Source organism: Granulicella arctica (assembly GCF_025685605.1).
GTDB classification, from domain to species: domain Bacteria; phylum Acidobacteriota; class Terriglobia; order Terriglobales; family Acidobacteriaceae; genus Edaphobacter; species Edaphobacter arcticus.
This window is the reverse complement of the sequence record NZ_JAGTUT010000002.1, coordinates 423333-447166: the sequence shown is the minus strand read 5'-3', so window position 1 is coordinate 447166 and position 23834 is coordinate 423333. Positions and strand designations below refer to the sequence as shown.

Below are 23834 nucleotides of genomic sequence, written 5' to 3'. Positions count from 1 at the left end.
CGTCGAGTGGCGGCATCGATGAGGCCGTTGCCGCTCTTGAGTTGGGAGCAGACGATTTCCAGTCAAACTGATCTCCGCGCGGGAACTGGGAAGGACGCGTACATCCTGCAGATGGACAATCCCTATCTCCTCCTCAATCGAGGAGCGTTCGAAGCCTCAGGCTTGAGGAAGAGAAAGCTGAAGGCAGTTCGAAAGCAATCATTGAGAAAGTGTTCGCGGATCTTACTTCTCATGAGAACTTACAGAGCACAGGTCGAACACATGAGCCGTCAACACTTACGCACATCTTCACCACGAAACATATGCGTGAGGGAACACTTCCCGACACTCAGTACGGCAGACTCGTTACTCATAGCTACCTCCCTACGTTGACTGGGCACTCCGCATGAACTTCGGTCCCTACCAGTTCCCATGGCATGGTGCCGGGATTACTCACTTTTCCGCCAACAGCTATGACTGGCACGTCCCACTCGAGTTATCTGGAGCTGACATCATCCCGGGGACTTATCACGGCGTGGTAGCTCCGGTAGATATCGCAGCAGGCGGCGCTGCTCTCCTTGGTTCCACCGCGTCAGGCAGGTGGGAACCAGCCCTTCGTCATCCGTTCAGTGGATGCCATTTGCCGACATATCAAATGCGATTGCTCCGATTGATGTGGTACGGTAAAATTCAGCATACGACAATTTTGAAGTTCTGCCGTCTCGGAACAGGATCTTACGCGCCCCTAGGCGTGTCAGGGTCGTGATACGCCGCAATTGCGGTCTCATCTCTGCATCCGGGCAGGCAGCGAGGAGCAGCATGAGTTTTTTTTCGAGGCTAATACGTATTTCGTTTGTCGCAATGGTGGTCCTGATCGGATCGATGATCGCGGGGGCGCAAACCTTTCGCGGATCGCTTACAGGAACAGTTCTCGATGCACAAGGCGGCGCGATCCAAAACGCCGCGGTGCAGTTGACCAACCCTGCGACGAACGAGGTGTTGAACAGCAAGACGAACGGCTCAGGCGACTTTAACTTCCCCGAGCTTTCCGTCGGTACGTACAAGCTTTTGGTCAATGCGCCGGGCTTCTCTGCGAAGAGCCTCGACAACGTTACGATCGAAGTTTCCAAGGTGAACCACCAACTGATTCCTCTTTCGGTTGGTGCCGAATCGACCGTTGTGGACGTACAGGCTGCCGGCATCACGGTTGACACCACCACCAGTTCGCTGGTCGCCGTGGTTGATTCCAAGTCGGTGCAGGAGATCCCGCTGAACGGTCGTAACTTCACCCAGATGATCAGGCTGGCTCCGGGAGTGAGCCCCTACAGCAACACAGTGAACGGCTCGCGTACCGCGGGTGTGAACTTCCAAATCGATGGTGCGGACAACAACGATCCGTGGTCCAACGCGGTTGCTTCCAACCAAGGCGGAATCGCGGGTATCGCAGGCGGCCTTATCCCCATCGAGGCGATTGACCAGTTCTCGCTCCAGGCAGCCGGCGAAGCAGACACTGGCCGCAATGGCGGCGCTAACAGCAACATGGTCATCAAGAGCGGCACTAATCATCTCCATGGCGACGTCTTCTACTACGACCGTAACGAACTCTTTGCGTGGCTCAGCCCGTCGGTAGCCAAGGGCAGCCGGATTCCTGAGATTCGTAACCACCAAGGTGGATTTACCCTGGGCGGTCCGATCTTCAAGGACAAGACGTTCTTCTTCCTGGCTGGCGAAGTGCAGATCGCACAGGCAAACAACAGCCTTGCTGATACGGTTCTGAACGACACGTGGATCGCTGCCGGTCGTGCGATGCTTGCGAATCATGGCTCCGCCGTCAATCCTGTTGCTACGAACATGTACACCCTGCTATTCCCTGCTGTGAGCCGCACAACGACAGGTTATCTGAACCAGTACCAATCCAACGGCGTCAACACGTACAACAGCTACAACGGCATCATCAAGCTGGACCACAACTTCAGCGACAAGTACACGCTCTCGGTGCGCTACCTGGGCACGACAGGCGCCCAGTCGGCAGACGTGGGTTCGCATTTCGCGGACTACTTCGAAACCGCTCCGATGCACATTCATAACGTCTCGATCGTGCAGACCAGCACGTTCAGCAGCAGGTTCCTGAACCAGATCACGTTTGCCGGGTCATCCTTCCTGCAGGTATTCAACGACCGCAACCAGAGCTTCGACGTGCAAGGGAATGGCTTGCCGCTTGGTCTGACCGGGCAACTGGGACATGGCGCACCGAAGTTCGCAATTGGTTCGTTCGATTACACCGGCGCAACCGCCCCGCTGGGTCGCCAGGATGTTACCGGTCACGTGACCGACCAGATGCACTACACGATTGGCAAACACGACCTCAAGTTTGGCGGCGAGTATCGTCACGCGAATCTGAACGTGGCCTACTTCGTCAATGGCCGTGGAACGTTCACGTTTGACGGTACCCGAGGTGGGTGGACTGACGCGGATTGCCTTGCGGCAAACCTCAACACCACCACTGTCACTGTTAACTCCGCTGCGGGGGCGAACTGCTCCACGGGCAAGCAGGTGGCTGACTTCCTCGTCGGTCAGACGAGCGTAACGGCCGGTGCACAGATTCTGCGTAATAATCCGCAGCGCGTGTACCTCATCAACACGTTCGATGTTTACGCTGGAGACGACTACAAGGTCAGCAACCGTCTCACGCTGAACTATGGCGTGCGTTGGAGCTACCCTGGCACTGTAAACGATGATCGCAACTCGATCTACAACTTCACGCCACAGCGCGGCTACTTCAAGGCTCCGCTGTATGACAAGAACCTGGGCAATGTCGCACCACGCGTCGGCTTTGCCTTTACGCCGTTCAATAACTCCACGGCAACTGTCATTCGCGGCGCCTACGGCTGGTTCTACGATCAGCCTACGGTAGGCCAGTTTGTTTACAACAGCGTCGGTAATGGTGCCAGCGCCGGCATCTTCGGCAGCCCAGGTGATGCGAATGCTGCCATCAACGTCTCCAGCAGCACCTATACCCTCGGCACCTCGACCTTCCCGGCCGGCGTGAGCTTTGGAGCGAATGGTCAGCCCACCACGTCGCTGGGCATTCTTGCCATCAACCCCAACTACCGTGCTGCGTACATGCAGAACTACAACGTGAACGTCGAGCAGCAGCTAGCGCCGAACACTCTCCTGACCGTTGCGTATGTGGGCAGTGGTGGTCGCCGTCTGGCGTACGTCGCCGATCTGAACCAGATCCCGGTTACAACGAACGCAGCAGCCCGAGTTCGACCGTACGCCGCACAGTATCCCTACCTGACGGCCATCAACCAAGTGAACAGCGGAGCTACCTCGAACTACAACTCGCTGCAGTTCTCGCTGAAGCAGGCACAGTGGCATGGTCTTTCGGCTACGGTGTATTACACGTGGTCCAAGTCGATGGATGATTCGTCAAGCGCCACCACGCCTATGAACAGCCTAAACCTTCGCCAGGACTGGGGCCTGTCGACCTTCGACGTGCGCAACAATGTGTCTGGCTTCGCCAGCTACGCTGTTCCGCACTTCACAAGCCGCGCTCCTCGCCTGACGCAGGGCTACCAGGTAAACGCGCTCTACTCGTTCGCAGGTGGTACACCGGTCAATATCCTTGCCGGGACCAACACCAGTGGATCGGGCGAGGCCAGCCGTGATCGTCCGAACCGCACCGGAGGCGTGCTCCCTTATGTGACTCGCGTCACCACGTCGACTGCTACCTCGCGTTCGTACTCTTACCTGAATAAGGCGGCATGGACCGCTGCTCCAGCCGGTACCTTCGGCAACGAGCGTCGCGACAGCATCGAGGGTCCCGGCTTCGGCGATGTCGACATGTCGTTCTTCAAGCGCACACCGATCACGGAGCGTATCAGCACGGAACTTCGTGCCGAGATCTTCAACGTCGCCAACCAGTCGAACTTTGCCAACCCCAGCGGTACGCTCACGTCATCGGCCTTCGGTGTTCTGTCTGCAACGCGTAACTCCTCCTCGGCCCCTGGCCTGGGAGCGGGCGAGCCACGCAACATGCAGTTCGCCTTCAAGGTCAGCTTCTAAGTCTGTAACTGCACCGAACGAAACGGGCCCGCTGTGTTCTGCACTCTTTGCAGGGTGCAGCGGGCCTTCTCCTTTTACCCAGAACACCTTTGAAATGGAGTGATTCAGTGACTTGTTTTGCAACGAAGCTTTCTGTAGTCGCATGCGCGGCTGCATTTGTCCTCGGAACGACCGTGCAGGCGCAGAATGACGGCGACAAGGTCGACCTCGGCGCCCTGAACACCATCAAGAACCAAGCCTTCCAAGACTCGCAGGTGATGGAGAACCTTTATTACCTGAGTGAGGTCTATGGTCCCCGCGTGAATAACAGCCGCAACCACCGCGCCGCAGCCGAATGGGCGATGAAGCAGATGAAGGAGTGGGGTCTGCAGAATGTGCACCTGGAGAGTTGGGGGCCATTCGGCTACGGGTGGCAGATCAAGAAGTTCTACGGTGCTCTGGAAAATCCGGCATACGCTGCACTTATCGGCTTCCCACTGGCGTGGACGCCTGGCACCAACGGCCCCGTCACCGCAGAGGCTGTCTTCGCCCCTCTCCATACCGAGGCAGACTTTGCGAAATACAAGGGCAAGCTGAAGGGTAAGGTGGTGCTCTTCTTCGATCCACGCGCGCTTGCGATGCACACTGAAGCTGAAGCGCATCGATTGACCGATGCAGAGATCGAAGCACGCGCGGAGACGCAGGATCCGTCACGCTCCGGCTTTGGCAGGGGTGCAGGTGCAGCGACCCCACGTCCCGGCGACATCACCCCTTCCACTTTCTCCACCGCCGCGAGCAGCGGCATGGTGCTACGCAACAAGATCAATGCGTTCTTCAAGGAGGAGGGCGTACTGGTGGCCGTGACGCCGGGATACAACGGGGATGGCGGAACGGTCTTCGGCTCTTACGGTGGATCGCAGAATCCAAACGACCCGGTCGGACCGCCCATGGTCGCGATCACGCCGGAACAGTACAACCGCGTGGTGCGCCTGCTGGATCACGGCGAAAAGCCAAAGATGACTTTTGATATTCAAGTGGAGTACCAGAAGGACGACCAGAATGGCTTCAACGTCATCGGCGAGATTCCCGGCACGACAAAGCCCGAAGAGGTCGTGATGGTGGGCGGTCACTTCGATAGCTGGCAGGGAGGTACCGGCGCGACAGACAACGGCACCGGCTCGGCAGTCGCAATGGAAGCCATGCGCATTCTTGCTACCGTAAAGAAGCCCATGGCACGCACCGTCCGTGTGGCCCTGTGGGGCGGCGAGGAAGAGGGCCTGTACGGCTCGCTGGCGTACGTGCAGAAGCACTTTGCACCGCGCACCACCATGGTCAAGACACCTGAGTATGACAACCTGGACGTCTACTTCAACGATGACAGCGGTAGCGGTCGCTTCCGCGCCGTGTCAGCGCTGGGCAACGATCAGCTGGCGGCCATCTTCCGCTCGTGGATCGCACCGGTCAAGGACCTGCAGATCGCTACGGTCACCGGTGTCACGGCAGGCCCAACACTTGCTCCCGGCGGTACGGATTCCACTTCGTTTTCGTGGATAGGCTTGAATGGCGTCGGTTTCATGCAGGATCCGCTGGAATACGGCACGCGCACCCACCACAGCAACATGGACCTTTACGACCGTGTGCAGAAGGGCGATGTGATGCAAGGAAGTATGTTGGAAGCGTGGTTCGCGTATAACGCAGCCACCCGCACCGACATGCTGCCACGCATCCCGACGCCAGCACCCGATCCTAAGGCAAAGGGCTTCTAAGCTCCTGTTTTCTCAAGAGGCCCACAATCTCGCCTGACTTCACTTGTGAGGGGTGAAGGATAGAAACGTGACTTTGCCGATCATGTTCTGAGGATGGCCCTCCCAGATACTGTCTCCAATGCGACGGCTTATCGGGAAAGAACACCAGCTATACACAATTGGGTCTCACAAAGGAGGATGAGCCTTTCGGCTCATCCTCCAACCTGGTGACTACTCGCAATCGGCTGCATCTGCGGAATGTCGCCGCCCTCGATCTTCGAGAGCCTCTTCATGCTTGGCGGCATAATCTCGTCGTTCTTCCAACTTCATGGGTGCGATGTCTGAGGATGACATATTCCTTGTTGGCCTGAGCGTTTTTAGCTTCCGCGTTCTGCCCAAGGCGTCCGATGAGCCTGATCTGGTTGAACATGGTGCAAGTCTCCGTTGTTTCTGGTTTGTGCCGCAGTCTGCATTCCACGCTTGCCCGAAGGTGAATGTGATTGGGACAAAAGTTTATTCCGGAACGCACTTTCTGGCTCGAGTCTTGTCGATCGGGGTATCAGGTTTGCTGATGCCGGCCGAGTGTATGAAGCCTTATGTAAAGTTCGAACAAGAACGGCTTCATCGAGGCTGAAGCGATTGCTAAGGCGGGGTTGCGGCTCGCCATGGCGTTTGTCTAGCGGCTCGTGAACGAGTAGCGCGCCCATCATGATCGTCGAAACCTAATACCGTTAATTGCCCTGCTATAGATATCAAGCCAGTTCTGGTTCCCGCATTCTCGTTACCCATACTCGTCGACACACATAGATACGTGCGCACCTGCGCCCGTAACTTTTCGCAGCTTAAGACGATTAGGTTACTAGTCGCAAATCCAAAAGTAACACCTAAGCGTAATATGTCTGGTATACGACACATGGGTATGCTGTCGGTTAAGCGGGTTGAGTACGTGAGGTGAGCACCTATGCAAGAAATGCAACCCTCGCCCGAAGATCAGATCGTAGGAACGATTCCTTGGGCTCGTATTACCGGCCAAAGTGCGATGTCACAGCGCATTCGTTTCCATGAGTGGGTTACCACTCCGCTTGGCGAGATCGAGACCTGGTCCCAGACCCTGCTGCTGCACGTCAATCTCATGCTCGCTTCAACGCATCCAGCCACAATCGTATGGGGCTCGGAGATGATTTTCTTCTACAACGATGCCGCGATCCCATCATTAGGCAGGATGGATCCTGGCTCGCTTGGGAAGCCAGCGCGAGAGATATTCAGAGAGGCATGGCACTTCCTTGGTCCGGAACACGAGGCATGTTTCTTGCGTGGAGAGACATCCATCCGGGAGAACGTACTGGTTCCTCTCACGAAGGGATCACGAATCGAAGACGGGTACTACACATACTTTCTCACTCCTATCTTTGAAGGAGTGAGGGTCGTCGGTATACGGGGCGTACACCACGAGACGACGGAGAGCGTGCACGCCATTGCGCAACTTGCGGAAGTCCTCGATACCACTTCAGATGGGGTGGTGAGCGTCAATCATGAGTGGGTAATCACCTATATGAATGCCCGGGCCACGGAGATTCTGGGACCTGCCTCCGCGATCCTCGGAACGAATATATGGGAGAGATTTCCCCATCAGGTCTACCCCGATTCGCCCTATGTTTCAGTGTACGAACGCGCGATGATGAAGCGTAGCGCTGGCAGCTTCGAGGCGTTCTACCCCGAACCATTGAACATATGGGTACATATCGAAGCTCGACCGGCTCCGGGCGGTATCGTCGTCTTTATTCGCGATCTGACAGAACAGAGACGAACTGCGGATCTTCTATGCCATAAAGCGGAGCGCGAACGTACAGCACTCGCTGCGCTCTTCGAACAGGCTCCAGTCCTGCTTGCTGTTCTTAGAGGTCCGGAGCATATCTTCGAACTGGTCAACCAGTCCTATCGCGACCTGCTTGGCAATCGAGAGTTGATCGGGCGACGCGTTGTGAATGCTCTTCCCGAACTGGACGGAACAAGATGGATCGACCTGTTAGATGAGGTGTATCAGACTGGCGAAACAAGAGTAGCTGACGACATCCGTATCTCGCTCTCGCAGTTTGAGGGTGGACCACTCGAAGAGAAGTTTTTCAACTACGTCTATCAGGCGCGGCGCGAACTCGATGGTTCCGTCTCCGGCGTTATTGCCATAGGAGTTGATGTAAGTCTTGCCGGGGAGGTATTGGAAAGTACGAGTGACGGCATCCTCATGCTTGATCGCAACTGGTGCTTTGTCTACCTCAATCCACATGCCAAGGAACTCCTGAGTGACGGAAAAGCGCTGGTCGGTTGCAACGTATGGAAGGAGTTCCCGGCAGCGTCAAATCTCGCGTTTTGGGACAACTACCATGTCACCATGGAACAACGCATACCTACGCAGTTTGTCGCCTATTACCCCGCGCCGCTCGATCGCTGGTATGAGGTTCACAGCTACCCCACGCACCAGGGGATCAGCGTGTTCTTTCGTGACGTCACAGTGAAGCGTATTGAAGAGGAGCGCTTGCGGCTTCTAGAGCAAACCGTCGCCGCTGCACCAATTGGCATCACGCTTGCGAAATATGACGGTTCAAACCATTGCCCTTTGATCTACGTCAACCCGGCCTTCGAAAAATTGACAGGCTACTCTGCCGAAGAGGTACTTGGCACAGACTGCCGCTTTCTGCAGGGGTCGGACCTTCAGCAGGAAGGAAGGTTTGAACTCCAGAGTGCTATTGTAGACGGCACCCCGAGCAAGGCATTACTTCGAAATTACAGGAAAAATGGAGAGACCTTCTTCAACGAAGTGTACGTTTCACAAGTACGCGGCGAAGATGGCAAGGTCAGCCATCTCATCGGAATTCAGAACGATGTCACTGATCAAATCGAGACAAGAGAGCAACTGGCAAGACAGGCACGGTACGATGCCCTGACGGGCCTTGCTAACCGTTATGCCCTCGTCGAGCAACTGAAGAGTGCGCTCGAGACTGCGCAGCAGTGCGATCGCCAAGTTGCGGTTATGGTTCTCGACCTCGACAACTTTAAACATATGAACGACAGGTTCGGGCACATCGAAGCTGACCGTATCCTCGTGCAGATCAGTCGACGGTTGAACTCGCTCGTCGAGAGGACCGATACTGCGGCACGACTAGGTGGGGATGAGTTTGCATTTGTCCTCTCCGGGTGGGAGGACCAGGCTCGACTCGAGAAGCAGATGGAGCGATTGCTTTACGAGATCAGGAAACCGCTTCAACTCGGCGATCAGGAGATCATGATCACAGCAAGTGCCGGGATTGCTCTCTTTCCGCAGGACACCAGCGAACCGGAAGAACTTCTGCAGATGGCGGATCTCTCAATGTACTGGATCAAGCGAAGTGGAAAGAACTCCTTCCGCTTCTATAGTCCGGATCTAAGATTTAATCAAAATGAGCCGCTCGACGTCGCGATAGGCTTCAGACGTGCGCTTGTAAATGGCGAGTTCGAACTCTTCTATCAACCCCGCGTCTCTGCGGAGTCCAAAAAGGTTAAAGGGTGTGAGGCGCTCATCCGGTGGAATCACCCGGATCGTGGCATGTTGCTCCCTGCTCAATTTGTTCGCATTGCCGAGGATACTGGACTCATCAACGAGATTGGGCAGTGGGTGCTTGAAGAGGCACTCAAACAGAATGCAACGTGGCGACGCGATGGTTTCGAGCCAATCTGCATGTCAATTAACGTATCTGCCTCGCAAATCCGCGATCCGTCTTTTCCAAGGATTGTTGCTGATGCACTCGCAAAAGCCTGCCTGCCTGCTGAGTCGCTCGAGTTGGAATTGACTGAGTCGTTGCTTATCGACAATGGAGCGCTTGCAGAAAGTTCCCTCGGAGCTCTGAAGCAGTTAGGAGTTCGTATTGCGATCGATGATTTTGGAACAGGCTATTCAGGGCTCCACTACCTCTCCCGCTTTCCGATCGACACGATCAAGATCGATCAGATCTTCACCCGCGACATCGTGAAAGATGAGACGGCTGCAATCATTTGTCGCCTGGTGTTGAGACTCGGACAGGAACTCGGCCTCACGACCGTCGCTGAGGGAGTTGAATCAAACGAGCAGGCCTTGCTTCTGGAATCGTGGAACTGCTGTGAGTTACAGGGATACATGTTCGCTAAACCATTACCAGTCCATGCAGCGGAGTTTGCTTTCCAGCGATCTTCGTAGCTTTCGGTTTCCGAGCCGTTTTTTTCACACTTACACAGTGAGGAGGGAGCTGCCTTGTCACTTGAATCCTGCCAAACGCCTCAGTGGCTAGCGAATTAATGTTGCGGGCAGAGGAGCAAACCTATGTACCTCAAAAGGGGCAGGATCATTCTGGTCCATGCATAAGCGTCGACCGATAAAACATGGAAACAGTGGCATTCCCGTCTTAAGTGACGTAAGCGTCTAATTCCGAAGCTGAGGCGATGGCGAGGTCAGCAAGAACGTCGACTTGCCAGCAAGCTCGGGCGCGCACGCATTCAGATGGTCTTGTGTACGCCGCACCCTACTTAGACACATCAAGCCTCCGCTGGGGCTTTGTTCGAGAAGTACAACGAGGAAGAAGCAGCCTTGGAGTTTGAGAAGCTGGAAAGGGGTCGAGTCGCAGGGGTACTCGCAAAACTCACCACACCCATATTTTAGCAACCGAAGTGGAAATGAGTGACTTGCAGCATGTTCCTCCTAGCGCACTTAGATTTTAGAGTCCGCTCTCGTACCCACGACGGATCTCATAAGGTGAGTATCTTTTCGGCTGCTGAACGCAGTATCGTCACTCTTCGGTCTCACCTTTTGTTTATCAAATCGGCGACCGATACAGGATAAGGAAGTTGTATCTCCTCAGGAAAGAGCGTCCGGTGTGCTTGCAAGATTGGGAAAGAACAGATATGCCTAGCAGTGAGGATAGGCTTCCGTTCGCTCCACGTTGCGTTTGGAAATTGTCCGCGATGCAGGCCAGCCTGGGCTGCTTCGTTCTTCGAGGAGATTCCGAAGTTGCTCCGGCGATGGTCGCGTTCCGTCAGCAGCGAAGAGTTGGGCGATGCTCGTCCAGAGCAGAAGTTGAAACGCCCACGATGCGAGACGGAAAGGCCATAAGACATTAGCTGGAAAGCCGGAGGGCACTTCATTGATCGCGGGAAGAAAACTTTTTGCTGGTCCAAAGCAAAGCAAGTGAGCCTTTCTGGAGTTTCTGAGTTGATTCCGAAGCATAATCTTCTAAATGACCTGTGAGACCCCCGTAGAACGGTGACATGCCCAAACTTCAGCGGCAATCACTTCGCCCAAGATTAAGAAGCTCGACCAGAAGGCCGTGAAAACACCCAGCCTTCTCACCACCTCAGAGACACGTGACTTGGCGAGTCCGTCATGGCTTCACCACAACAAGTCAATGGTCCTTTGCCCAAGCGGAGGACCATTTCTTTTGCGATGCGACACTGCTAAACGTCTAAGAATGATCGACTATACGTAAGACGCACTACCAGACATAAATCGTCGTTGATCATTGTTGTAAAAGGCTTAGGCAAACGGTCTGAGTCTGGTTGCGGTCACCACAGAAAAGCATCCTCGATTGAAGGTGAACCGGTTCTTCCATCAACAACGCTCACTTTGATAACGACCTCTATGTTAGGCCTATTAGGATTCTCCTTGAATCGCGCCTTGATCAGTTGCATGTACTGAGAACTAGTTGCGAACTGGGCGGCTGCCTCGGTTCCGTTGCGTCCGAGTCCAGCAAGTACGGTCACAACACTTCCGGTAGTGCCATCATTAAAGCGGGCGATAAGTCCGTAATCATCCGTGCTCGCATAGGGCTGTGATTTATCGCGGATCCATTGGTGGTCTGGATGATCGCGATCGATGATGCCTTCGGATGGTTCAGGCGAAAAGTAAAAGCGTGTCGGGCGCAGCAAGCGCATGGTCCATGGGTTGTTATAGCCACCGAGCAGGATGATTGGATGGTCGCGCAGATCGCTGAGTGGAGTCGATGTGGAGGCGAGTACGCTTGTCCATCTGCCATAAAAGTTCCTCAAACGAGCCGAGGGGGCGTAGGTATGTCTGTGCTTGAGAGGGGTTACCGAGTTGGGGTAGGGTATCGAAGAGCATTTGAGTCACTTTTCTGAAAAGCTGTTGCATAAGTTAGTACGTTCGTGAGTTGCAGTATCTGGTCACATGGAGCTTTGCAGTCCAGCGGTAAAGACAGCCATCAATCTTCTCTAACCATTCACACCTTGGCGGGACCAGTGTGCTGTGCATGAACACCAGCTTCCATCCCTCTGGTCTTTTGCCGACGATCGCGGATTCTAACCACTTCACCTTGGTCGTCACCGAAGCATCGGGCGTGTAGCTGCTTGATTACCGGCATGAGGCTGTCAACGTCAAACCGTACTCCAGAGCCAAAGAGATAAAGCCTGGTGCAATGACCGAATCGAATGCAGGAAGGTCGTCTGGAGAGAAGTGCCTTGCTCCAAGAACCTGGGCCGTGACAACGTGGGGGGTCAACCTTGCTGGCTTCTCGAGATCAGCCAAAAGGTGCGATGAGCTGATTTAAGCCACTAACACTTTACGGTCCAGCGCAGCCGCCACCACGTCATGGTCAACAACATGGTCGATCAAGGACGCAGAGAGTACATGTTGAGGCGCTTGTGGCAGCGATTCAAATACTGAATCATGAGCGGCGATCTCGTCTGTCGTGAGATGGAGCGCCCCGATACCGTTACGGTACGCGGATGCAAACGCCGCGAGTGGGACTAAAGTATTCCTCCCGCGCCTGGAAACTTGTGTGATCGCATCCCCAGCCATGAACAAGAACCATGGGGGCTAACGTAATCGAACTCCCTTCATCGGTGTATGTGAGATTCGTACCGTCCCTTTGAATTGAAAGCATAAAGTCCCTTCTCACTCATTTTGTTGCTGTTATGTAGCTGTTCAGCGTCCTCGGAGGATGCAGCAGACTTCCCCAACGTCCTGCGATATTCAGTCGGTGTCACAGCGCAAAGCAAGCGGAACACTCTGGCGAAATGCTGCGAGGTCTGGAATCCGCAACTAATCGCGATATCAATCATTCTTAGTCGTGACGAGCTGAGTAGATCCTTGGCGTGTTCTACGCGAGCATTCAAGACAAACTGATGAGCTGCCTGTCCCGTCGATTTCCGGAACATTTGGTTAAAGTAGTTGGTACTCAGTCCTGCTGCCGCGGCCATATCTTGGAGAGAAATTTCGCTGTCGATCTGTCCATACACCACCTGTTTCACTCTGGATAGCTGCATGGGCGTCAGGCCGCAATGGTATTGAGGAAGAGCCCGTTTTAGATTGCCGCGCACCTGGACCAGTGCCGAAGCAATTGCCTGTGCGATGGAATCCATGTAGAGGCGACCGGAAAGCCCTCCTGCTTGCTCCTCCGACTGGATTGCAGAGATCAGTGCATCCACTCGCTTGTCCTCAAACTGTGTGCTGCTGCTGATCTCGACCGTCTCTGCACCCGCCTCTTCTGCGATTGCCCGGAACGCCTCGTCCGGTAGATCGACCTTGAGGATCCTGACCTCGCTCTCCCAACGAACGAACTCGTCAATTCCTCGATTACAAACGATCAAATCTCCGGTGCTGTAGGAGTAGTCGAGGAGCTTATTGCGGCTTACCCCATGCTGGTATCGGCATGGGGTAAGCACCTTGGCCAGGGACTGTTGCTGCTGCATGTAGTAGGCGGGCTCTGGTTCGGCGCAGCTGTGAATTTGCTGCACATGCAAGCCATCGTTCGTGTCCATGCGTACCTCCGGTTGTCCGGAGTCTGCGAATTCCGACAATATCTTAAGCCTACGCCTAACCAGTCCGATACGACGGTCGATCATGCAGCCGGTTAGCGCTATCGTGACGCCTCACTCCAGCTGCAAGTGCGCTTTGACCTCTTTCTCGTCCAAGTCCAGAAGTACTGTTGTTAGTGAACTGTTGGGTAAGCGGGCAATTGCGCCGCAACCTCATTCGGCGACAACATGCGTACCCCATACTTGATGAAGACCTCCATCGTCGCCGTGAGATCCGCCGTCGCGTATGTTTCCATGTCGGAAGGAATCTTCATCGTGCGAGCCGGCGCGTTCATCTTGTTGATCGCGTTGAGGAATCCTCCTGGCGTCATCAAGGCCAGCACATGACACTCGTCAGACTGAATCAGATAGGCATGAGGAACCTTCTTTGGTAGAAAGACGGATTCACCGGCTGCAACTGTCAAGACCTGACCATCGACGAACACCTTGATTTCACCGGAAAGAATGTAGAACAACTCATCTTCCCGCTCGTGGACGTGCGGTGGGGGCTCGGTCCCTTTCTTCATCTTCGATTCAACTAGGTCGAAAGCACCGTTGTTGTCAGAACCCCCAGCCAACTGGCTGATAAGGAGTCCTTTGTACCATGTTGAATTGTCGAGAGCGGGGGACCGTTTATATGCTTGTAGTTTGTTCAATTTATTCCTTCTTTCCTTTGTGGTGGTCGTCGTAAGCGAGCATTCAATAACCATCGGGCTGCTTTATCTATCTGAACGCAGCCGGAGTTGCTTCATGTGTCCGAACGGATGATGTGTGTCTAAACCCCGGGACATAGTTGGCGAAGCCCTTGATGACTCCCGTGTTCGAAGTCCACCCTGCGCGCTCTTACGCCCTCGATTGCTATCATGGTGTGAACAAGCTTGGTGATGACACCCTGCCTTCGCTTCGGCGTGAACATTCTCGCTCTTAAGGAATTCGTCACGTTTGCGCGGGCAATCAGCCCCGTGGCGTACAAAGATTGTGATGGAGGGGATGGGGCAGACTTGGACCAAACGGGTGCCTGTTGCGAGAAAGCTAGCACAAATTAGCACAGATCGGAAGATCTTGGGGGTAAGTCATTCATTCTAAACAAGAAAATATGGAGGCGCGGGTCGGGATCGAACCGACGCATAAAGGTTTTGCAGACCTCTCCCTTACCACTTGGGTACCGCGCCTCGGGTTGGGCTAGGTGCTACTGCAAAACCCGTCTGACTGTGATGAAGTGTATCGCAGATGAGTATTGATTGGAGCGGGAGACCGGGGTCGAACCGGCGACATCTTCCTTGGCAAGGAAGCACTCTACCACTGAGCTACTCCCGCTCGAACAAGTTCAAGTATAGAGACCAAAGGAGGTTAGGTCAACGCTGCGGGAAAGGTTTGTGTGGGAATGAGGTCGAGATGCGCAGCTAGTTTGCGGCGCGTGCAGGAGAGAACGGAATGCGTGGGCCGGAGATGGCATCGGAACGGCGGCGGACGATGTGTGGCGTGAGCAGCAGAACAAGTTGGCTGCTATCGGCCTCAACGGTTTGATCGCTTGCGTTCTGAAAGCCGGGAAGTTCGGCGATGCCCGGCAGACCGTCGATGGCGCGAATCTCAGAACGATTGACGTTGCTGAGAATGAGTGCGGTCTCGCCATCATTGACGGTGACATCGGAGACGAACTGACGGCTATTGAGGACCGGAATGCCATCGAGCGAACCGCCCGCCAACGCTTCGATCTTTAGGTCAAGTTTTAGATTCACCGCGTTCTTCTTGGAGATGGTTGGCGTCGCTTTCAGAGTGAGGCCGAGGTCTTCGTATTGAATCTGGGGAACAGTCTGCGAGGAGCTGCCAAGCTGGTTCAGCAGACTTGAGGCGCTGACGCCGTTGATGCTGACGCCTGCGAGTGCAGAGGTGTTTCCGGTGACCCCCGTGGAATAGGTAGAGGTTGTGATGGGGTAGCGGGTGCCGATGCGGAAGTCCCCCGGTTGACGGTCCGTGATGCGAAGCTGGATCTCGTCCAGGGAGCGGGTGTCGCTCGAGTTCAGGCCGAAGTTCAGGGTGATTCCACCCGTGGCGTAGATACCTGTTGTGGTGAGGCCTCCGCCGAAGATGCCGAGAGTGCTGCTGAGGAGAGCGCTTGTGGCGACACCGGAGGCGAGCAGGTATTCGGCGATCTGGAGAACGCTCGAGCCGACGGGGATGAGCCCTTGTGCGATGGCCTGGTTGACGATCGTCTGGTTCGCAGTGACGAGCTGCTGCGCCTGGCTGGCTACGTTATAGGCACCGATCTGCTGCGGGACGCTGAGACCGGTGTTGCGGCTGTGGGTGAGGTCCACGGAGTAGAGCTTGAGGTCGAGTAGAACCTCGCTGCTGCCATCGAGGAGGTCGGCGAGCGTCAAATTGATGGCATTGATGGCTTGTTCCGGCGCCCGAATGACGATGTTGCCCAAGCCATTCTCGACTGTCGCCTGCTTGACGTCGAAGATGTTGCGGACAACGTTGCCGAAGTCGCTCATCTGCTCCGGGGTCATACCGGGAACGTAGATGGTCTCTTCCATCTGGCGCTCGAGACGCTGGCGATTGTCGGGGGTGTCACGTGCGACGAGGATGCTGGTGGCGTCTAGTGGAACCGCGAAGAGATGGTTGATGCGGAGCAGGATGTGCATTGCCTGCTCGTAGGAGACATCCTCGAGATCGAAGCGAATGTTCTGGTGGGTGACGGAGTCGTCGAAGACGGTGCGAATGCCGTAGGCCTTCGTCACATCGCGAACAATCTGCTGAACTTCGGTATGGCTGTGGAAGCTTTTGATTCCGTCGGCAGGAGTGAGCTGGATTGCTCCCGCGAACACTGGAGGCCGGACCAGCCAGGGTTCTTCTGCCCTAGCGGTTGGCGCATCATGCTGGGTGACCGTCGGATTCCTGGGATCGATGGCACGGGCTTCCGCGAGGAGAGCATCAGCCTTGCTGTTATGACCGAGCATGTGCTCGCGGCCTGATTCCTGCACAAGAGCGGTGACGTGATGTTCGCGGGCCATCGCGAGCGCGGTGGTGTAGTCGCGGTTGGCTGGATTCAGCTCAAGTGCATGGCTGAAATGCTTTTCAGCTCCGGTGTAGTCGCGGCGGTCGAGTGCTTTCGCGCCGGCAAGGTAGGCATCGGCAGCCTGGTTCTTCTGCTTATCGCTGGCTGGCGGGGGAGAGATGGATGCCGCTGCGGACATCGCGACGGAGCTCGAGGAGACCTGTGGTTGTGCGAGGGAGGTCGAAGGAACGCAGACGCAGAGAAGGAAGGCGCAGACAACTCTCGATGCCGCAACGATCGTCCGGTTGTGAATGGAAGGCGTCATGTCCTGCTGATTAGACGGGGCAGGTGGCTAACGGGCGTTTACGACGCTCTGCAGGCGCAGGCGCTCGCTGGTTGGTGGACGTCGCATGCCGCTGCGAATCTGGGTGGTGTCCAGATCGAGTTCAGCGAGGGTACGGCTCAGGGTATTGCGATGCATGCCGAGTTCCTCGGCAGCTTTGCACTGATTACCTTTATGGCGGCTGAGGACCTCGAGGATATAGCGCTTCTTGAACTGCTTGACGGCGTCCGTATAGGAAATACCGGCGCTGTGCATCTGTATCACGATTCCGTCGAGTTCGCGCTTCAAGGTCACCTCACGTACAGGTCAAGTCAGTTGCTGAATCAGAATGCTGGTTTGTTGAATTCGTTACATCTCTATTGTGGCCTTACTGAGGCTGCTTGATCCAACCGGGCGCAGTGTGCTTGAGTTGTGCGGCGCCGTTCGCAATCTGCTGTTCAAGGTCGTGAGGTACAACGAAGGATACCCCATGCGCACCCGCAAGGAAATAGGGACTTAGCTGAGAATTTTTGGTCAGGTTCGACCATGGCCCAAATGCGGCCAGAACCATCATGCAGGCAACACCAAGGAGACAGCCTCGGACAAAGCCAAAGGCTGCGCCGAGAAGACGATCGAAGAAGCCGAGACCGATGGCGTCTGCACTGGTACGGAGGAGTTTTCCGGCAAGGCTGCAGGCGATCATTACGCCGGCTGCGATGAGGATGAAGGCTACGATCTGGGCGGTCGTAATGGGTGTAATCCAGCGAACGAGGCTCTGGGCGAGGGTGTTGTAGTTCCAACTCGCGAGCAGGATGCCGGCGACGAGGCCGACGAGGGAGAAGATCTCACGAAGAAAACCACGCAGGAATGCCCGGACGGTCGAATAGACGAGGAGTGCGACAAGCACCCAGTCAAAGACAGTCAAGGAGGCGAGAGTCACGCGCCTTGACCTTCCAGGCTGGTGAGGCCGGTGATGAGATGAAAAGCCTCCAGATATTTCTCGCGGGTGCGGGAAACGACCTCGTCGGGAAGGCTAGGCGCGGGAGCCTGTTTGTTCCAGTGAATGCTTTCGAGATAATCGCGGACGTACTGCTTGTCATACGAGGGCTGCGGGCCGCCTGGGGACCAGGACGCAGAGGGCCAGTAGCGGGAGGAATCGGGGGTGAGTACCTCATCGGCGAGAATGATTTCGGGCTGGCCCAGTTCGTTATCGATCAAGCCGAACTCGAATTTAGTGTCGGCGAGGATGAGCCCCTTGGTTGCGGCATAGTTGCTGGCCTGGGTATAGATAGCCAGTGTTAAGGTCCGCAGGGCGTCTGCGTATTGCTTGCCGATTGTGTCGACCATGGTGGCGAAGGAGATATTTTCGTCATGGCCAATGTTGTTCTTGGCGGCTGGCGTAAAGATTGGCTCGGGAAGGCGGTCCGACTCGCGCAGGCCGATCGGGAGCGGAATGCCGCAAACTGCGCCGGTCTGCTGGTAGTCCTTCCAGCCAGAGCCTGAGAGATAGCCACGGACCACGCATTCGACCGGGAACATCTTCGCTCGGCGAACGAGCATTGATCGCCCGGCGAGTTGGCTGCGAAATGGATGAAGTGCGGTGGGGAATTGGTCCGGATTGGTGGTGATGAGGTGATTCTTCGTCACGGAAGCGAGGAAATCGAACCAGAAGAGGGATAGCTGCGTGAGGATCTTGCCTTTGTCCGGGATTCCGCTGCCGAGGACATGGTCAAAGGCGGAGATGCGGTCGGTGGCGACGAAGAGGAGGTCGGCTTCGGGATCAGGGCCTAGGGAATAGATATCGCGGACTTTGCCGCGGGCGAGGAGCGGCAGATCACCGAGATCGGTATGAAGAAGTGCTGAAGACATCGTGCAGACAGTATCGCGCATTGCGGCGGGCCATGGTTGGGGATGATGCGGTGAGTGATCAGAGTGACAACGGCTTATCGGCCTGGGATGGGCTTGTTGCAGCACAATCTTTGAAGTTCATCTAAGAACGCTCTCATGCGCGAACAGGCGACTTTGGCCGTTCGACTGCAATTGTCGGGGCGTGAGGTTCACCATGCAAATAAATCCGTCGATGGGCGATGCGCTGGGGCGCTACCTGGATCTGGCGAGCGACCAGCTGAAATTGACAGCAAGCAACATGGCCAACATCGACACGCCGGGCTACAAGACGCAGGGGTTTGATTTCGAGCAGGAGTTTCGGCGTCAGCAGTCGGGCCTGGATCCGGCGGGACCACAGATTACGACGGTTGATGGATTGGTAGCGCGTCCAGATGGGAACAACGTCTCGATGGATCGTGAAGGTCTGCAACTGGCGCAGACGCAGCTTAAGTTCAAGATGGGTGTGGAGCTTCTCAAGGGGCAGTTCTCCAGCGTGATGACTGCGATCCACGCGGAGACGAAATGAACCTCTTTGGGTTGATGGACGTAAGCGCGTCGGCCCTGAAGGCGGAACGGGTGCGGGCGGAGGTAGTCGCGGCGAACATGGCCAATGCAGAGACAACGCGCACGGAAGACGGTGGACCATATCAGCGAAAGCACGTGGTATTTCAAGCGGATGCTGGTGCGGGAAGTTTTCAGCAGACCCTGCTAAGCCGAATGGGAGCAGGTGCTTTGCAGGGGAGCGGTACGAGCTTCGGGCTGCTTGGCTCGGGCAACTCTTCGGACAGCGTAACGGGAGGGGTCGAGGTGACGGGCGTCCTGGCCGATCAGAGTGCGCCACTGCGCCGGTTTGACCCACAGCATCCAGATGCTGGTCCTGATGGTTATGTCGCTTATCCGGACATCAATCCGCTTACCGAGATGGTGGACCTGATGGGCGCAACGCGTGCTTACGGGATGAACGCCTCGGCCGTGCAGGCAGAGAAGGGCATGGTTGCATCGTCGTTGGAGTTGTTGAAGTAAACGGACGCGAACAAAGGAGAGCTGCATGGTGGCAATTGATCAGATTTTAGGAATGTTGCAGGCGACCGCAGGGAGCAGTGCTACGTCGCTGAGTGGGACCGCGGCGGCGACTGGTACGGCGGGCGTGCCATTTGCGGGCGTAATGCAGGCGATGATGCAGCAGACGGCGACGCTTGATAAGAAGGCGGTGCAATCGGTTACCGGGTTGCTGGATGGATCGGGCGTTGAGGTGCATGACGCCATGATTGCTACGCAGAAGGCTGACATGGCATTCGAACTGGCGTTGCAGGTACGGAACAAGGCTGTTGGGGCGTACCAGCAGATGTTGTCGATGCAGTTTTAGGAATTCTTGATAGACGCTGCGTATTGAGACCGTCACACAACTTCGATAGGGACACAGGACCGTAATGGCAGAGACAGTAGAGGCGGCAGGACTGGAACGTAGACCGGGGATGGCCAGTGTGCCCGGAGGCAACGTCGCTGAGAAGGCGGCGGCGATGGCCTCCGCTCTGCGGCAAAGAATAGCGGCGATGGCTCCAGGACGCAGAAATTGGCTGATTGCCTCGGTGTGCGTGGTGGTAGCGATCTTCGCTGCAATGGGATGGTTTGCTCAGCGACCCGACTGGAAGGTGTTGTTCTCGGGGCTGGAAGCGAAGGATGTGCAGCAGGTATCGCAGGAACTGGCTGCCGCGGGAATCTCGTATCAGGCCACGACGGATGGAACGGGCGTTGAGGTTCCGGCGGAGTTGATCGACAAGGCCCGGATGGAGGTTGCGGCTAAAGGTATGCCGCAGACAGGCCGGCTTGGATTCGAGTTGTTCGATAAGCCGAACTGGGTGGGTAGTGAATTTGACGAGCGGGTGAACTATCAGCGCGCGCTTGAGGGTGAGCTCGAGCACACGATCGGCACGTTGAGCGCGGTGAAGTCGGCGCGGGTTCACCTTGTGCTTCCACAACCTTCGTTGTTTCTTGCGGCGGAGAAGGTGGCAAAGGCTTCCGTGGTGCTGAAACTCCGGCGGACCGCCATGGATCCGGAGCAGGCTGATTCGATACGCAGCCTTGTGGCTGGGGCAGTCGAGAACCTGAGCCCGGAACAGGTAACTCTGGTCGATGCGGATGGCAGGGTGAATCTGAAGGCGAAGTCAGCCGGAGGTGTTGAGGATGCGGCGGCGGAAGAGGCGCTTGAGGCGAAGCTGGTGGCGATGTTGGAGCCGCTCGCGGGACGGGATAATGTGCGGGCGACGGTGAATGTCAGTTATGACCAAGGGAGTGAAGAGCGAACGGATGAGGTCTACGATCCTTCGCAGACGGCTGCAGTGAGTATGCAGAAGAGTGAGCAGACGGCTGCGGGACAGGGAAAGGCGGGTGGGGTCCCGGGAACGGCCAGCAACACGCCCGCCGGTTCGCCGCAGGGCGCGGTGCAGGGGTCGACCGCTGCTGCAGCACCGGGGACACCGCCGCTGTTGCAAAAAGACCCGAACCTGCCGGTATATCCGCAGGTGAATGCCCAGGGTCAGAGCCTAAAGGAAGAGAACGGGACATACGCGGTGACACGACATCTCGTTCATAGCGAGCAAGGACCGGGCCGCGTGCGCCGTGTTACAGCGGCGGTGCTGGTAAATGACCGGATGGCAACCGAAGGTGCAGGGAAGCTGGAGCATGCCGTCTGGAAGCCAAGGAGTGGCGAAGAGATGCATCGACTTGAAGAGTTGGCGCAAGCTGCGGTTGGATTTGATACGAGACGTGGAGACCAGGTGGTGATGCAGAACATCAGCTTCAGCTCGAATGCTCCAGAGCCAAAAGCTGCGGCAATGGATAAGGCCCTGGAGCAGGTCCATGCATTGCTCAAGACGCAACCGGGACTGCTGAGAACGGCGATGATTGGCGTCTGTGGGTTACTTCTGGTCTTGTTTGTAGTGCGTCCGGCTGTGCGCCAGGTAACGGCCACGTTGAGTGAGCCGATGTTACTGACAGCAGGAGCGGCAGGTCCTGCTGTTGCAGAGCTACAGGCACCTGTAGAAGCTCAACGAAGCGACTTCGAGCGCATGTTGCCACGAGAGGCGAGATCGAAGACGCCGACTTTACGTGATGGAATTTATGACTATGTCGCGGAGAGTGTTCGTCGCGATTCTGCACAGAGTACACGCTTAGTAGAAGCGTGGATCGGCACCTCCGGGGAGGTAGAGTAATGGGCGCGATCGCACCGTTGAAGATGCCAGATGCATTGCGCCAAAATCCTCTGTTGCTGCCAGTTGAAGCTGGATTTGCACCCGTGGAGATGCCAGGTCTGCGGAAGGCGGCGATCCTGATGGTGGCGCTTGGGGAAGATCTCGCCAAGTCGCTCTTCCAGAGCCTGAGTGAAGCGGATGTCCGCCGCGTGACGGATGAGATTACGCGGCTGGGCGAAGTGCCGGCACTCCTGTCGACCCAGGTCCTGACCGAGTTCTATGGATTGCTTGAGACACGGGAGCATATGTTGCGCGGCGGTCCTGAGTACGCGATTAAGCTCCTCACCGAAGCTTTCGGCGCACAGCGTGCAGAGGCGCTGCTGGCGCAGGTAAAGGGGATGCAGCAGCGATCCTCCGGCGATCTCGCGATCTTGCAGAAGATGGAGCCGCACCAGCTGAGCAAGTTCCTTGAGAACGAACATCCCCAGACGGTGGCCCTGGTGCTGGCGCATCTCGATCCAAAACGTGGCTCGACGGTGCTGATGCACTTGAAGGATACGGTTCGAGTCGACGTGGTGAAGCGGCTGGCAGAGATGCGTCAGTTCTCGCCCGAGATGGCACAGACCGTGGCGCTGGTGCTGCACCGACAGATGGAGGCACTGGGCTCAAACGGTCGCAGATCGTATTCGGGCTTCAAGGCTGTGGCGGAGCTGCTGAATCGCCTTGAGCCGGTGGCGAGTAAGGGAATCCTCGAAGAGATCGAGACGAACGAGCCGCAGCTTGCGATCGGGATTCGAAACCTGATGTTTACCTTTGACGACCTTCTGACGGTTCCGTCACAGAGTATGCGGGAGCTTGTGGGTGCGGTCGATAAGCGCGTGCTGGCCATGGCGCTAAAGGGAGCTAAAGACAACCTGAAGTCCTACCTCTTCCTGGCGATGAGTTCGCGTGCGGTGGAGATGTTGAAGGAAGACATGGACGTGATGGGGCCGGTGCGTGGCAAAGATGTGAGCGCTGCGCAGCAGGAGCTGTTGTCGATTGCGCGAAAGATGGAAAGCGAAGGACGAATCATTTTGAAGATAGAGGCTGACAATGATCTCACCGTCTGAGAACGCAGTACCTGATGGGAACCCGGCAGCGACAGGAACCATGTGGAAAGAAAACTGGCGTACGGGATCGGTTCTACCGCTTGAGTTCAAAGCCATCGATCACCCATTGCGCCGTAAAACGGATTGGATGGGTGGGGATGAAGAAGAGTTCGACGCGCGTGATAGCCGTCTGCGCGAGGAGTTTGCCAGCCTGGAGGTGCGCTATCGTGCCCAGACGCAACAGCTCCCAGTACAGTTGACGGAAGCCCGAGTCGAAGCAAGACTCGAGGCCCGGTCGGAGTGGGAGATCGAACTCAACGAACGCATTGCAACAGAGTGTGAGCGCATCACCGGTGTCTGTACCGAGTTCGCCAAGGCACGCGCAAGCTACTTCATGTCTGTTGAGGAGGAGGTCGTTCGTTTGGCGCTAGCTATCGCCGCGCGCGTGCTGAATCGGGAGGCAAAGCTGGACCCGCTGCTGCTGGGTGCTGTTGTTCGTATGGCTCTTGAGAAGGTGGCGGAGGATAGCGGAGCGGTTCTGCATGTTCCGATCGCAGAGGTAGAGTCCTGGCGCACCATGCTTTCGACCGAAAGTGAGTCCGTTGTGACTGTCGTCGGTGAGGAGCGGATGGCGGAGGCGGAGTGCTTTCTTGAAACGAGCGTCGGACGTGTGGAGTTGGGCGTTGTGGCCCAGATGGAAGAGATCGAAAAAGGCTTTTTTGACCTGCTGCAACAGCGACCGCTGTAAGAGGTGAATGTGGA

Annotated in this window: 17 protein-coding genes and 2 tRNA genes; 9 read left to right on the top strand and 10 right to left on the bottom strand. The window is 56.3% G+C overall.

The features are described 5' to 3' along the window. The first annotated feature begins 798 nt into the window (after positions 1–798). The 3 genes from OHL20_RS21830 to OHL20_RS21820 all read left to right on the top strand — a co-directional run bounded on the left by OHL20_RS21830 (position 799) and on the right by OHL20_RS21820 (position 9978). A complete protein-coding gene (locus OHL20_RS21830) occupies positions 799–4047 on the top strand; it encodes a TonB-dependent receptor (RefSeq protein ID WP_263385415.1) in 3249 nt (1082 codons plus the stop codon). 107 nt (positions 4048–4154) lie between these two features. Then, a complete protein-coding gene (locus OHL20_RS21825; protein ID WP_263385414.1) occupies positions 4155–5792 on the top strand; it encodes a M28 family peptidase in 1638 nt (545 codons plus the stop codon). Positions 5793–6732: 940 nt separating this feature from the next. Beyond that, positions 6733–9978, top strand: coding sequence for an EAL domain-containing protein (locus tag OHL20_RS21820; protein WP_263385413.1), 3246 nt, complete (start codon positions 6733–6735; stop codon positions 9976–9978). Between the two features lie 705 nt (positions 9979–10683). Here OHL20_RS21820 and OHL20_RS25315 read toward each other — a convergent pair. The 10 genes from OHL20_RS25315 to OHL20_RS21775 all read right to left on the bottom strand — a co-directional run bounded on the left by OHL20_RS25315 (position 10684) and on the right by OHL20_RS21775 (position 18775). Beyond that, positions 10684–11001, bottom strand: coding sequence for a CbtA family protein (locus OHL20_RS25315; protein WP_396272719.1), 318 nt, complete (start codon positions 10999–11001; stop codon positions 10684–10686). 335 nt (positions 11002–11336) lie between these two features. After that, positions 11337–11705: a hypothetical protein gene (locus OHL20_RS21815; protein ID WP_263385412.1), complete on the bottom strand. Its 369-nt coding sequence runs from the start codon at positions 11703–11705 to the stop codon at positions 11337–11339. 921 nt (positions 11706–12626) lie between these two features. Next, a complete protein-coding gene (locus tag OHL20_RS21810; RefSeq protein ID WP_263385411.1) occupies positions 12627–13634 on the bottom strand; it encodes a helix-turn-helix domain-containing protein in 1008 nt (335 codons plus the stop codon). A gap of 86 nt (positions 13635–13720) precedes the next feature. After that, positions 13721–14113 (bottom strand): cupin domain-containing protein, encoded by a 393-nt coding sequence (locus OHL20_RS21805; protein WP_263385410.1) that lies wholly within the window; start codon positions 14111–14113, stop codon positions 13721–13723. Positions 14114–14683: 570 nt separating this feature from the next. Then, positions 14684–14758 (bottom strand) — tRNA-Cys (locus OHL20_RS21800). A 70-nt stretch (positions 14759–14828) separates the two neighbouring features. After that, positions 14829–14903 (bottom strand) — tRNA-Gly (locus OHL20_RS21795). Positions 14904–14989: 86 nt separating this feature from the next. Beyond that, positions 14990–16909: a hypothetical protein gene (locus OHL20_RS21790; protein ID WP_263385409.1), complete on the bottom strand. Its 1920-nt coding sequence runs from the start codon at positions 16907–16909 to the stop codon at positions 14990–14992. Positions 16910–16936: 27 nt separating this feature from the next. Continuing rightward, positions 16937–17215 (bottom strand): helix-turn-helix domain-containing protein, encoded by a 279-nt coding sequence (locus OHL20_RS21785; protein ID WP_263385408.1) that lies wholly within the window; start codon positions 17213–17215, stop codon positions 16937–16939. Between the two features lie 79 nt (positions 17216–17294). After that, positions 17295–17846: a CvpA family protein gene (locus tag OHL20_RS21780; RefSeq protein WP_263385407.1), complete on the bottom strand. Its 552-nt coding sequence runs from the start codon at positions 17844–17846 to the stop codon at positions 17295–17297. Then, positions 17843–18775 (bottom strand): phosphoribosylaminoimidazolesuccinocarboxamide synthase, encoded by a 933-nt coding sequence (locus OHL20_RS21775; RefSeq protein ID WP_263385406.1) that lies wholly within the window; start codon positions 18773–18775, stop codon positions 17843–17845. The genes OHL20_RS21780 and OHL20_RS21775 overlap by 4 nt, the downstream gene beginning before the upstream one ends. Before the next feature lie 193 nt (positions 18776–18968). Here OHL20_RS21775 and OHL20_RS21770 point away from each other — a divergent pair, with 193 nt between their 5' ends. The 6 genes from OHL20_RS21770 (at position 18969) to OHL20_RS21745 (ending at position 23820) form a co-directional block, all read left to right on the top strand. Next, the gene (locus tag OHL20_RS21770) at positions 18969–19319 is read left to right on the top strand and encodes a flagellar basal body rod protein FlgB (RefSeq protein ID WP_263385405.1); all 351 of its coding nucleotides are present in this window, start codon (positions 18969–18971) and stop codon (positions 19317–19319) included. Further along, positions 19316–19816: a flagellar basal body rod protein FlgC gene (gene flgC, locus OHL20_RS21765; protein ID WP_263385404.1), complete on the top strand. Its 501-nt coding sequence runs from the start codon at positions 19316–19318 to the stop codon at positions 19814–19816. Before OHL20_RS21770 ends, flgC begins: the two co-directional genes overlap by 4 nt. 25 nt (positions 19817–19841) lie before the next feature. After that, positions 19842–20159, top strand: coding sequence for a flagellar hook-basal body complex protein FliE (gene fliE / locus OHL20_RS21760; protein WP_263385403.1), 318 nt, complete (start codon positions 19842–19844; stop codon positions 20157–20159). A 64-nt stretch (positions 20160–20223) separates the two neighbouring features. Next, on the top strand, positions 20224–22005 hold the full coding sequence (gene fliF, locus OHL20_RS21755) for a flagellar basal-body MS-ring/collar protein FliF (protein ID WP_263385402.1): 1782 nt from the start codon (positions 20224–20226) through the stop codon (positions 22003–22005). Further along, complete coding sequence (gene fliG / locus OHL20_RS21750; protein ID WP_263385401.1) at positions 22005–23093, top strand: flagellar motor switch protein FliG; 1089 nt, start codon at positions 22005–22007, stop codon at positions 23091–23093. Before fliF ends, fliG begins: the two co-directional genes overlap by 1 nt. Further along, a complete protein-coding gene (locus OHL20_RS21745) occupies positions 23077–23820 on the top strand; it encodes a FliH/SctL family protein (protein ID WP_263385400.1) in 744 nt (247 codons plus the stop codon). Before fliG ends, OHL20_RS21745 begins: the two co-directional genes overlap by 17 nt. Positions 23821–23834 lie beyond the last annotated feature (14 nt).